The sequence below is a fragment of the Streptomyces amakusaensis genome (assembly GCF_039532665.1).
GTDB classification, from domain to species: Bacteria; Actinomycetota; Actinomycetes; order Streptomycetales; family Streptomycetaceae; genus Streptomyces; species Streptomyces amakusaensis.
Map to the genome: position 1 here is coordinate 24,261 of NZ_BAAASB010000018.1, position 12,170 is coordinate 36,430.

Genomic DNA, 12,170 nt, shown 5'->3' on the forward strand with positions numbered 1-12,170 from the left:
GGCTTCCTTCGCCGATGAATCGGGGGCAGGGCGGGTCAGGCGGGATCGAGGACGAAGTCGTACGTGACCTCACGGCCGGTGCCGTTCGCCGCAGAGACGGGGGAGAGGATCAGCTCGGGCTTCACGGCGGAGGCGATGTCGTCCTCGACATGGCTGGTGCCCCGGAAGTACAGCTGGGTGGTGATCGGCTGATGGCCCGGGGCGGAGACCTTCAGATGCAGATGGGCCGGTCGCCACGCGTGCCAGCCGGCCGCCGCGATCAGCCTGCCGCAGGAGCCGTCGGTGGGGATCTGGTACGGGGCCGGCTCCACGGTGCGCACGGCGAAGCCGCCCCGCTCGTCGGTGGCGACCGTGCCGCGCAGATTCCACTCGGGGAGCCCGGGGGCGAACTGCGAGTAGAAGCCCTCCGCGTCCGCGTGCCACATCTCGACCCTGGCACCGGTCAGCGGGGTGCCGTCCACGGCGGTCACCCGGCCCCGGAAGAGCAGTGGGACGCCCGGCTCGCCCTCCCGCATGGGCAAGGTGGCCTCCCCGGTGAAGAGCGGCGAACCGGGGACGTAGTACGGGCCCTCGATGGTGCCCTTGCTGCCCAGCCGGTGCTCGCTCGCCACCTCCTCGACGACATGCTCCAGCCACACATCGAGGAAGAGCGGCCACTCGCCGTCCAGCCCGACCTGGATCATCCAGGACTTGAGCGCGTCGTACTCCGCGTAACCGACCCGATGACGGCGTATGACGTCGTGCACGGCGGCCAGCACCTCGGTCACCAGCGTGTCGACGCGCTCGGTTCCCGCGTCGCCGCTCCCGGTCCGCTGCCTGCTGCGGAACCGCTCGGTGGCGGCGGCCCCGGACGCGGCCGCGGTGGCGGTCTCGGTCATCTGCTTCTCCTCTGTTGTTCGGTGTTCGGTGTTCGGTGGTGTGCGTGGCCGTGGTGGCCGTGGTGGTCGTGTCGCTCAGCGGTCCTGGCGGTAGCGGGCGAGCTTCTCGGGATCGACGCGGACCCCGAGGCCCGGACCCTCGGGCACCCGCAGGGTGCCGTTCTCGATCCGCAGCGGCTCGGCGAGCAGATCGTCGGTCATGTCGAGGAAGTTGGAGAGTTCACCGGCCCGCCGGGCGGAGGAGCGGTGCGCCGCGCCGAAGGCGACCGAGCAGGCCGTGCCCAGCTGGCCGTCGATCTGATTCCCCATCACGACCTCGACGCCCAGCCCCTCGCACTGGTGCAGCACCCGCTGGGAGGCGGTGAAGCCGGTACGGGCCGTCTTGACGCTGATCGCGGTGGCGGACCCGCCGAGCAGCTCCCGGGTCACCTCGGCGGCCCGGGTTGCGCTCTCGTCGGCGATGAAGGGGATGGGACTCCGGGCGACCAGCCAGCGCCGCCCCAGCACATCGTCGGCCGGGCAGAGCTCTTCGGCGAACGTCAGCCCCAGATCGTCCATCTCCCGCAGCGCGCGCGCCGATTCGGCCGCGCTCCAGCCCCGGTTGCCGTCGATGTACAGCTCCGCCCCGGGACCGAGCGCCTGCCGCAGCGCCCGGCAGGCCTCGACGTCATCGGTGTAGGGCAGCCGCCCGACCTTGACCTTGAACGTGGTGATGCCGTACGTGTCACGGATCCGCTCGGCCTCGGCGACCATCCGCGCGGCGGGCGCGAACCCCACCATGTGGCTGACCCGCATCCGGTCCGTGTATCCGCCGAGCAGCGCGGAGACCGGCCGCCCGGCCGCCCGGCCCAGGATGTCCCACAGGGCCATGTCCACGGCCGCCTTGGCGGTGGGATTGCCGACGGTCCGGTCCAGCCGCTCGTGGACCCTCTCCCGCTCCAGCGGCGACAGGCCCAGCAGCTGCGGAGCGAAGACGCGGTCGATCACCGCGACGATCGACTCCTGGGTCTCCCCGTAGGTGTAGGGCCTCGGCGGTGCCTCTGCGGTCCCGGTCAGACCCTCGTCGGTATGGACCCGTACGAGAACGTGCTCGGCGGTGCGCACTTCTCCGCTGGCGAACTTCAGCGGTTTTCGATAAGGGATGGCGAAAGGGATCGATTCAATTCCGGTGATTTTCATGGAATTCCGCGCTCCCGGTCGATTCGGATGAGATGAACATGCCGTCCTTTTCCACTGTCTCCAGCAGCCTCTTCAGCAGGGGAGATTCGTCGTCCTCCCGCCAGGCCATCACCAGACCGACCGAGGGCGCGTCCTCCAGCTCCTTGTGCACCACGCCCTCGCGGGGGGCCGAGCGGATCGAATCCGGCAGTACGGCGATGCCGAGGCCCGCCGCCACCAGGGCGAGCGCGGTGGAGGTCTCGGAGACCTCATGGGCGCGGCGCGGGGTGAATCCGGCCGCCAGGCAGGCGCGTACGACCGCGTCGTGGACGACCGAGCCCATGGCGGGCCCGTACATGATGAAGCTCTCGTGCCGCAGCCGCTCGATACGCACCCGCGGCGCGTCGGCCAGCCAGTGCTCCGCCGGCACCGCGAGGATCAGCGGTTCGTCGGCGAGGGCCCGATGGGCGAGCCCCGCCTCCCGGACCGGCGGCCGGAGCACCCCCACATCGAGACGCCCTCCTATCAGCCCCGACTCCTGGGCGGGGGTGAGCATCTCGGTGTGCACCTCCAGCCCCACCCCGGGCAGTTCGCGTTTGACCAGCCGTGCCAGGGCCGGCAGCCGGCGGTACGAGGCGGATCCCGTCAGCCCCACCCGGATCACCCCCTCCACCCCCGCCGCGAAACGCCCCGCCCGCGCCACCGCCTCGTCCACGGAGTCGAGGATGCGCCGCACATCGGTGTGGAACACCTCGCCCGCACCGGTCAGGGAGACCTGCCGGGTGGTGCGGGCGAACAGCTCCACCCCGAGTTCCGTCTCCAGCCGGCGTATCGCCTGGGAGAGCGGGGGCTGCGCCATGTGCAGCTGTTCCGCGGCCCGGCCGAAATGGCGGGTGGCGGCGACCGCGGCGAAATACCGGAGGTGTCTGAGTTCCATCGGAATCTCCCTCGATTGCGCCTCATCGTAGGGAGCCGATCCCATACGCAACAAATACTTGATCGCAGCGTATTGATATGCGGGAGATATCAATACCCCCCTGGGTCAACCCTGGGAAAACCCCTGGGGCCCGGAACTTCACCCCGATGACATGGTGCTGAAAAGCAGCCGTAACGAGCGGCTGCGACTGCGACAGGCAGCCGCAACGAGTCGGAGGCAAGAGCCGTGGCCGATACAGCGAGCAGTGCGCGGACCATCCTCGAAGACGCTCTGGTGGAAGACGAGCGGACGGGCGTCTACCGCGTCCGCCGGAGCGTCTTCACCGACGAGGAACTCTTTGAAATGGAGATGAAGCACATATTCGAGGGCAACTGGATCTATCTCGCCCACGAGAGCCAGATCCCCTCCGCCGGGGACTACTTCACCACCCACATCGGCCGGCAGCCCATCGTCATCTCCCGCGACAGACAGGGTGAGCTGCACGCCCTCATCAACGCGTGCAGCCACCGCGGGGCGATGCTCTGCCGCCGGAAGACCGACAACCGCACCACCTTCACCTGCCCGTTCCACGGCTGGACCTTCAACAACACCGGCAAGCTCCTCAAGGTCAAGGACCCGCGCGGCGCGGGCTATCCCGAGCAGTTCAACACCGACGGCTCGCACGACCTCACCAAGGTCGCCCGGTTCGAGAGCTACCGGGGCTTTCTCTTCGGCAGCCTGAACCCGGAGGTGCTGCCCCTGACCGAACACCTGGGTGACGCCGCCGTCCTCATCGACATGATCGTCGACCAGTCCCCGGAGGGACTGGAGGTGCTGCGCGGCTCGTCCACGTACACCTACGACGGCAACTGGAAGCTCCAGACGGAGAACGGCGCGGACGGCTACCACGTCTCGGCCACCCACTGGAACTACGCCGCGACCCAGGCGCGCCGCACCTCGGGCGAGTCGGCCAATGACACCAGGACCATGGACGCCGGCGGCTGGTCCAAGCAGCGCGGCGGCTTCTACTCCTTCGAGCACGGGCATCTGCTGCTGTGGACCACCTGGCTCGACCCCGCCAACCGGCCGCTGAGCGACCGGCGCGAGGAACTGGTCGCCACGTTCGGGGAGGCGAAGGCCGACTGGATGATCGGTGTCTCCCGCAATCTCTGCCTCTACCCGAATGTCTATCTGATGGACCAGTTCAGCTCCCAGATCAGGCACTTCCGTCCCCTCTCGGTCGACCGTACCGAGGTCACCATCTACTGCATCGCCCCCAAGGGGGAGAGCCCCGAGGCCAGGGCGCGGCGGATCCGGCAGTACGAGGACTTCTTCAACGCCACCGGCATGGCCACCCCGGACGATCTGGAGGAGTTCCGCTCCTGCCAGAAGACCTATCTGGCCGGAGCCTCCCCCTGGAACGACCTCAGCCGGGGCGCCGTGCACCGGATCGACGGGCCCGACGAGGACGCCAGGGCGATGGGCATCAACCCGATCGCCAGCGGAGTGCGCACCGAGGACGAGGGCCTCTACCCGATCCAGCACGGCTACTGGCAGCGGACCCTTCAGCGCGCGCTCGACGCCTGACGAGCCGGACGCCCGACGAGCGGACGTACCACGAGCCGGACGCCCGACGAGCGAACGCCCGACGAGCCGAACGCCCGAGTTCGGACAGCACCCCGAGGGAGCCACCCGATGACCACCGACGCGATCACCGCGCCCCCCGCCGCCGGCCACACCGTCACCCCCGAGACGGTCCGCCGGTTCCTCTACCGCGAGGCCCGCCACCTCGACGACCGCGAGTTCGAGAAGTGGCTGGAGTGCTACCACCCGGACGCCGAGTTCTGGATGCCCGCCTGGGCCGACGACGACGAGCCGACCCGGGACCCGCAGAGCGAGATCTCGCTGATCTACTACGCGAACCGGGGCGGTCTGGAGGACCGGGTCTTCCGCATCCGCACCGACCGCTCCAGCGCGACCAGCCTTCCGGAGCCGCGCACCAGCCACAACATCACCAATGTCGAGATCACCGCGGCGGACGGCGGCCTGGTGGAGGTCCGCTTCAACTGGTTCACGCTCTACTACCGCTACCAGAGCGTCGACACCTACTTCGGCACCTCGTTCTACCGCATCGACTTCACCGCCGCCGACCCGCTGATCACCAGCAAGAAGGTCGTGCTCAAGAACGACTACATCCACCACGTGGTCGACGTCTACCACGTCTGACCGGCCCGAAATGAGCGCACCCATGGCATTCCAGGTCGCCCTGAACTTCGAGGACGGCATCACCCGGTTCATCGACTGCCGGGCGGACGAGACCGTCGCCGACGCCTCGTACCGGGCACGCATCAACATCCCGCTCGACTGCCGCGACGGAGCGTGCGGCACCTGCAAGTCGCTCTGCGAATCAGGGACGTACGACGGCGGCGACTACATCGACGAGGCCCTCACCGAGGACGAGGCGGCCCTCGGCCACTGCCTGCCCTGTCAGATGACCCCGCGGAGCGATCTCGTACTGAGCATCCCCGCGACCTCCGCCTCGGCCCGGACCGCCGCGGCGGTCCACCGCGCCACCCTCACCGCCGTCGAGCGGCACTCCGCCACCACCGTCGGCTTCACCCTGGAGGTGGACGACCGCGAGGCGCTGGACTTCCTGCCCGGCCAGTACGTCAATGTCACCGTTCCGGGCACCGACCGGCACCGCTCGTACTCCTTCAGCTCCGGGCCCGGACAGCGCCGGACCGCGTTCCTCGTCCGCATCACCGAGGGCGGCCTGATGTCGGGCTATCTCACCGAACGGGCGAAGGCCGGGGACCGTATCGACTTCACCGGCCCGATGGGCGGCTTCTACCTCCGCGACCTGGTCCGGCCCGCGCTCCTCCTCGCGGGCGGCACCGGGCTGGCCCCCCTGCTCTCCATGCTGGAACAGCTCGCGCACAAGCCGCCCGCCCACCCCGTCCACCTCGTCTACGGGGTCACATCGGATCAGGACCTGGTCCATCTGGACACGCTCGCCCACTACGCCGCCACCGTCCCCGGATTCACCTTCGACCACACGGTCGCCGACCCGGCCAGCACCGCGCGGAACAAGGGGTACGTCACCGGACTGATCGACTCCGAGACCCTGCACCGGGGGGACGCCGACGTCTATCTCTGCGGGCCGCCTGCCATGGTCGAGGCGGTACGGGGCCACATCGCCGCGCTCGGCGTCACCCCGGCGGGCTTCCACTACGAGAAGTTCACGGCGACGGCGACGGCGACGGCGACGGCGGCAGCGACGGCGGGGGCGGGGGCGCTTCGATGAGGCCGCCGCGGGCGGCGGACCGCCCGGCTCCCCCCTCGGCGCACCCGGGGCGGTTCGCCGGGAAGAAGGCCGTGGTCACCGGCGCGGCACAGGGCATCGGCCTCGCCGTCGCCCGCCGTCTCGTCGCGGAGTCCGCCGATGTCGTCCTGGTCGACCGGGCCGAGACCGTCCGGGAGGCCGCCGAGGAGCTGGGCGGCCACGCCGTCATCGCCGATCTGGAGCGGTACGAGGGGGCCGAGGCAGCCATCGGCGAAGCCCATCGCCACCACGGCCGGATCGACTGCCTCGTCAACAATGTGGGCGGCACCATCTGGGCCAAGCCCTACGAGCACTACACCCCCGACCAGATCCGGGCCGAGATCGATCGCTCGCTCTTCCCCACCCTCTGGAGCTGCCGGGCGGTCCTTCCCCATCTCATCGCCCAGTGCTCGGGCACCATCGTCAATGTCTCCTCCGTCGCGACCCGGGGCATCAACCGGGTCCCCTACGCGGCGGCCAAGGGCGGGGTCAACGCCATCACCGCGGCGCTGGCGCTGGAGGCCGCCCCGTACGGAATCCGGGTCGTGGCCACCGCGCCCGGCGGCACGGACGCCCCGGCCCGGCGGGTCGCCCGGGGGCCCGCGGCCGAGGACGATCAGGAACGGGAGTGGTACCGGCAGATCGTGGCGCAGACCGTCGAATCGTCGCCGATGAAACGGTACGGCTCGCTGGCGGAGCAGGCCGCGGCCATCGTCTTCCTCGCCTCCGACGAGGCGTCCTACATCACCGGCACGGTCCTGCCCGTCGCGGGAGGCGACCTCGGCTGACCCGGCCGGACTCGACCCGACCCACTCCCATTCCCGGCGGGCGGTGCTACCGTGCCGGAGCATGGACACCCCTCCTGACCAGCGGCGAAGCCTGATCGGACGGGCGGGTGAGCGCATGGCCCTCAGCCGCGCGCTCAGTGCCGCTCACACCGGCCGTCCCTCGACAGTGCTGGTGGAAGGGCCCGCGGGCAGCGGGAAGACCACCCTCGTCGACCATGTCCTCACCGACCGCGCACCCCTGCGCGTCCTGCGCGCGACCGGGGTGCCCTGGGAGTCCGGACGCGCGCTCGGCGTGGCCGGCCAGCTGCTGCGGACCACCCCGCCGGACGACCCCGGCGACCGCACGATCCTCGGCACCGCCCGGCGGCTCCACCGGCTCTGGGCGGCCCCGCCGCACGGTGAACCGCTGGTGGTGGTCGTCGACGACGCCCACTGGGCCGACGCCGAGAGCCTGCGGGCGATCGAGTCCGCCGTACGCACCGTGACGACGGAACGGCTTCTGGTGATCCTGCTGGCCAGGGACGACACGACGGGACCGGGACCACGGCAGAACCCGCCGGTGGAGACCCTGGAGCACCTCGACGGCCGAGAGGACGAAACGATACGGCTCGGCCCGCTCGACCCCGAGGACATCAGGGAACTCGCCCGCCACCGCGACGGAGTCGACCTCTCCCTCCCCGCCGCCCGGCATCTGTGCCGGCACACCCGCGGCAACCCCCGGCACATCACCCGGCTGCTCCAGGAGCTGCCCCGCGACATCTGGCAGGACTGGCAGCCCGTGCTGCCCGCGCCCTCCCGCTATACGTCGGTGATCCGGGACTCCCTCGCGCGCTGCGGCGAAGCCGCCCGCGCCCTGGTCGAGGCCTGCTCGGTCATCGACGGCGACGCGCCCCTCGACGAGGCCGCCCGCCTCGCCGGTCTCCCCGACCCGCTGCCGGCGGCGGACGAGGCGGCCGAGGCGGGGCTGCTGATCGCGACCGTCGAACCCGGTCGCGCCCTGCTGGCCTTCCCCCACCCGCTGACCCGTGCCGCCGTCCTCACCACCCTCGGCCTGACCCGCCGCCGGCTGCTCCACCTCCGCGCAGCCGAGGCCGCCGACGACCCGGGACGGCGGCTGGCGCACCGGGCGGCGGCGGCCACCGCGGACGCCGGGCTCGCCGACGAGCTGGACCGGTACGCCGCCGAGCGCGCCGGCGCGGGGGAGTGGGCCACCGCCGCCGCCACCCTGGTCAGAGCGGGCCGGCTCAGCCCGGTCAGGGCCGTCCGCCAGGACCGGCTGCTGCGCGCCGTCGACGCGATGATCGGGGCCGGGGACATCCCCCAGGCCGTGGCGTTCGCCGCGGAGCTGGAGAGCTTCCCCACCGCCGCCCCGCGCGACGTCGTCCTCGGCTATCTGGCCATCATGCGGGGCCGCTCGGCCGAGGCGGAGACCTTCCTCACCCGCGCCTGGGCCCGCTGCGACGCCGCGAGCCGGCCCGACCTCACCGCGAAGATCTGCCAGCGCCGGGTGCTGCACGCACTCGGACGCTGGGACGCCCCGGGGCTGGTCACCTGGGCCCGCCGCGCCCTGGAGCTCGCCGATCCCGCCGACCCCGCCGCGATCGAGTCCGAGGCCGTGCTGGGGCTGGGCCTCGCCGCCATGGGCCGGGCCGAGGAGGCCGTGTCCGTGTACGAGTCGGCCGCGGCCAAGGTCTCCGGCGGAGCCCAGTCCCAGCGGTTCCAGCTCGGCCGAGGCTGGGTGGATCTCGCCCTGGACGCCCCCGAGGCCGCCCGCCGGGCGTTCGAGGAGGCCGTTCCCACCGGGTACCGGCTGGGCTCCACCCGGATCTCCCTCTGGGCCCAGGGCTGGCTGGCCCGCACCCAGTTCGCGCTGGGGGCCTGGCCGGAGGCGCTGGAAACGGTGGAGCGGGCCGCCGCGCGTCTCGCCGAGGTCGGAATCGAACTCGTCCGCCCCCTGGTGCACTGGACCGGGGCCCAGCTCCACGCGCTCCGGGGCGACTGGGAGAGCGCCGAGGACCATCTCGCCCGGGCCGCCGCCGGCGGACACCACTACGAGGTCATGATGGTCCCGGCCGCCCTGGCGCGGGCCCAGGTCGCCGAAGCGCGCGGCGACTACGCCCGGGCCGTCGACGCCCTCGCGCCCGTCGTCCGGCTGCCGTCCCGGGCGGGCGTCGACGAACCCGGCTTCTGGCCCTGGCCGGACGTCTACGCCAACGCCCTGGTGATGACCCATCGCGTCGAGGAGGCCGACGCCTTCCTCGCTCCCCACGAAGATCTCGCCGCCCGGCGCGGCCACCGCTCCACCCAGGCCAGACTCGGCCTGGTCCGAGGCCGGATCACCGCCGCCCACGGCGACATCGACGCCGCCCGGCACACCTTCGAGACCGCCCTCGCCCGGCTGGACCGGCTGCCGCTGCCGTACGACCTGGCCCGGGTGAACTTCGCGTACGGACAGACCCTGCGCCGCGCCGGGAAGCGCCGGGACGCCGACACCGTCCTGCGGAACGCCCGCGACGCCTACAGCGCGCTGGGGGCCCACACCTATGTCGAGCGGTGCGACCGGGAACTCAACGCGGGCGGTCTGAACGGCAGCCGGGCCGCCGCCGGGGCGGACCGGCTCACCGCGCAGGAGCGGGCGGTCGCCGGGCTGGTGGCGGCCGGGGCCAGCAATCAGCGGACGGCCTCGGAACTGTTCATCTCGGTGAAGACCGTGCAGTACCACCTGACGAGGATCTACGCCAAGCTCGGCATCCGCTCCCGGGGCGAACTGGCCGCGAGCTTCCAGGGGACCGCGCCCGGGACCGCGCCCGGGGCCGGGGCCGAGCGGTGACGGCGGCCCGGCGGGGAGCGCGCCGCCCGCCCCCGGCCGGGCCGCGTTCTCTCACCCTTGGCCGGTGGGGGAGGAGAGGACGGGCGCTCGACCGTCCCGGGCGTCCCGCCCGTGCGCGAGATGGCCGCCCCACCCGCCCGGCCACGGCTCCAGGGCCGGCCCGGCCGTCGACCCCGCGGTGCTGCCGGGCGGGCGGCCCGTCGACTCGACGTGACCGGCCTGGACGGTGGCGGTCAACGCGGCCCCGGACAGCACCGCGACGACGGCGAGCCCCGTCAGGCGATTCATCCCCCGGCCCTCTGCGCCCTTCATGGGCGACTCCCCTCCACGGTCCCCACGGTTCCGGTCCCCACCGGACCACTCTCCACCCGGGCCGCTCCCTCGCCTACGAGCGGGGCGGGAGTTGCCGAAGGATTGAGCGGTCCTTGGCCGGGAGTTGGGCTTCCGCTTGCCGGGCCGACGGGCGGAGAGGGTGTCGCCGCCCGTCGCCGGTGTCACCGCCTGCCGCGCCGTACCCAGTGCGCGCGGCGCTGATACCGGGCGACGGGCGGCGGCCCTCCTTCCCCGCGCGGACGGCCGGGGGCGGCGGCGCTCGGGGCGACGGCTTCCCCGGCAGGCGCGCCGGCGGGGCCGTCCGCCGGTGGCCGGAGCCCTTCGGCGGAGTAGACCGTCGTCGCGATGGCGTCCACCAGCTGCTGTTCCGTGAAGCTCTCGGAGCCGGGGACATGGGGGACGAAGCCGATGAGAACACCGTCGCTGACGATCTCCGCGTCGAGCCCTGCCGCTCCGTCGACGTCCCAGAGCGCCTCGATCCCCTCGTCGAGAACCACACGGACACCGAATTCGTAGACCCCCGCCTCCACGAGGTGGGCCATCACCTCGCGCGCGCGGAGCGCTGACACGATACGGCCGGCGCGTTCCGAATCCATGGCGGCGGACCTCCTTCGCGTACGGGTGCGGGTGGCGGCCGGGCCTGTCTCCGACGCCCGGTCCGGGGAGAGCTTCCAGGGTGGGAAGGGCCTCCCGCAAGCCGCCCCGCCGTGCCGGAGAGCGGGTGACGGACACCGTGACCGACGGCGCGCCGAAACCGCGCGTGCCAGGGCCGAAGCCGACCGAAGGAGACCCTCATGAAGGGTCGATTTGGAGTTAGGTTAGGCTAAGTTCAGTCGCAAGTTCTTCGCGGCCTCTTCACCATGCGGTGGAGGGCCGCCTGTCGGTCCTGGGAGTCATCCGCCGTGCGTTCCGCCCGTTTGCGTAAGTCCATCGTCGTCACCAGTGCCGCCCTGTGCGCGGGCATGGTGCTGAGCGCCTGCGGCGAGTCCGGCAAGGAGTCGGAATCGGGAAAGAGCCAGGGTGAGGTCACTGTCACGACCGCCAAGGGCAAGCTCGAAGTGCCCCTGAAGCCCGCCAGGGTCGCCGCGCTGGACAACACCTCGTTCGCGACGCTCAAGGCCTTCGGCATCAAGCCGGTCGCGGTCCCGAAGGGGCTGCTGCCCCCGCAGGGCTTCGAGGACTGGAAGAACGACTCGTCCATCAAGGACATCGGTACCCACCGTGAGCCCAAGTTCGAGGCGCTCAACGCGAGTGAGCCTGACCTCATCATCGGCGGCTACCGCTTCACCGACCACCACGACAAGCTGGCCAAGATCGCCAAGACGGTCGACGTCGCCCCGTCCGACGAGGCCAAGGGCGGTTACGTCAACGCGCTGAAGACGCAGACCCAGGAGCTCGGGAAGATCTTCGGCCAGGAGGCCAAGGCCAAGGAGATCGTCGCCGCCCTGGACAAGGCCGAGAAGTCGGCCACCGACGCCACCAAGGGCGAGAGCGTGTTCCTCGCGGTCGCCAGCGCCGGCAAGGTCGACAACGGCGCCAGCCGGATCGGCCGTCTCGCCGAGCCGCTGAACCTGAAGAACGTGCTCAGCTCGGAGGGCGAGGAGAGCACCTCGGTCCACGACAACTCCGGGCTCGCCCCCGAGACGATCGCCAAGCTCAACCCCGACTGGGTGATCATGCTGGACCGGGACGCGGCCGTGGGCGCCGAGTCCGGCGAGGCCATCGCGGCGAAGAAGGTCGTGGACGGCATGGAGGCGTGGGACAAGACCACCTTCCGCCAGAAGGACCAGGTCATCTACCTGGCGGGTGACTTCTACCTGACCGAGGGCATCCAGGCCTACACGGACGCCTTCGACTCGGTGGCGACCGCGTTCAACGCGGCCGGCTGAACACTCCCACGCTGATGCGGCCCTCCGGCTCGGCCGGGGGGCCGCACACCTTCACC

General features: G+C 71.7%; 11 protein-coding genes. 6 read left to right on the forward strand and 5 right to left on the reverse strand.

From position 1 onward, the window contains the following. Positions 1-35: 35 nt before the first annotated feature. From catA to ABD371_RS27515, 3 genes are all read right to left on the reverse strand, one after another. Positions 36-878, reverse strand: coding sequence for a catechol 1,2-dioxygenase (gene catA, locus ABD371_RS27505; RefSeq protein WP_344482469.1), 843 nt, complete (start codon positions 876-878; stop codon positions 36-38). Positions 879-953: 75 nt separating this feature from the next. Next, positions 954-2,057, reverse strand: a complete 1,104-nt coding sequence (locus ABD371_RS27510) for a mandelate racemase/muconate lactonizing enzyme family protein (RefSeq protein ID WP_344482472.1) — start codon at positions 2,055-2,057, stop codon at positions 954-956. After that, positions 2,038-2,973, reverse strand: coding sequence for a LysR substrate-binding domain-containing protein (locus tag ABD371_RS27515; RefSeq protein WP_344482475.1), 936 nt, complete (start codon positions 2,971-2,973; stop codon positions 2,038-2,040). The genes ABD371_RS27510 and ABD371_RS27515 overlap by 20 nt, the downstream gene beginning before the upstream one ends. 225 nt (positions 2,974-3,198) lie before the next feature. On the opposite strand from ABD371_RS27515, the gene benA reads away from it, so the two are divergent. From benA to ABD371_RS27540, 5 genes are all read left to right on the forward strand, one after another. Beyond that, a complete protein-coding gene (benA, locus tag ABD371_RS27520) occupies positions 3,199-4,539 on the forward strand; it encodes a benzoate 1,2-dioxygenase large subunit (RefSeq protein WP_344482478.1) in 1,341 nt (446 codons plus the stop codon). A gap of 108 nt (positions 4,540-4,647) precedes the next feature. After that, a complete protein-coding gene (benB, locus tag ABD371_RS27525; RefSeq protein ID WP_344482481.1) occupies positions 4,648-5,178 on the forward strand; it encodes a benzoate 1,2-dioxygenase small subunit in 531 nt (176 codons plus the stop codon). 22 nt (positions 5,179-5,200) lie between these two features. Further along, a complete protein-coding gene (gene benC, locus ABD371_RS27530; protein WP_344482484.1) occupies positions 5,201-6,256 on the forward strand; it encodes a benzoate 1,2-dioxygenase electron transfer component BenC in 1,056 nt (351 codons plus the stop codon). Next, positions 6,253-7,062: a 1,6-dihydroxycyclohexa-2,4-diene-1-carboxylate dehydrogenase gene (locus ABD371_RS27535; protein ID WP_344482487.1), complete on the forward strand. Its 810-nt coding sequence runs from the start codon at positions 6,253-6,255 to the stop codon at positions 7,060-7,062. The genes benC and ABD371_RS27535 overlap by 4 nt, the downstream gene beginning before the upstream one ends. 61 nt (positions 7,063-7,123) lie before the next feature. Further along, entirely contained in the window at positions 7,124-9,892 is a 2,769-nt protein-coding gene (locus tag ABD371_RS27540) for a helix-turn-helix transcriptional regulator (protein WP_344482490.1), read from the forward strand. A gap of 51 nt (positions 9,893-9,943) precedes the next feature. Here the strand turns inward: ABD371_RS27540 and ABD371_RS27545 are convergent, their stop codons facing one another. Together ABD371_RS27545 and ABD371_RS27550 are read right to left on the reverse strand one after the other, a co-directional pair. Then, positions 9,944-10,204, reverse strand: coding sequence for a hypothetical protein (locus ABD371_RS27545; RefSeq protein ID WP_344482493.1), 261 nt, complete (start codon positions 10,202-10,204; stop codon positions 9,944-9,946). Positions 10,205-10,386: 182 nt separating this feature from the next. Further along, the gene (locus tag ABD371_RS27550) at positions 10,387-10,821 is read right to left on the reverse strand and encodes a hypothetical protein (RefSeq protein ID WP_344482496.1); all 435 of its coding nucleotides are present in this window, start codon (positions 10,819-10,821) and stop codon (positions 10,387-10,389) included. A gap of 306 nt (positions 10,822-11,127) precedes the next feature. On the opposite strand from ABD371_RS27550, the gene ABD371_RS27555 reads away from it, so the two are divergent. Continuing rightward, the gene (locus ABD371_RS27555) at positions 11,128-12,114 is read left to right on the forward strand and encodes a siderophore ABC transporter substrate-binding protein (RefSeq protein WP_344482499.1); all 987 of its coding nucleotides are present in this window, start codon (positions 11,128-11,130) and stop codon (positions 12,112-12,114) included. The last annotated feature ends 56 nt before the right edge of the window (positions 12,115-12,170 follow it).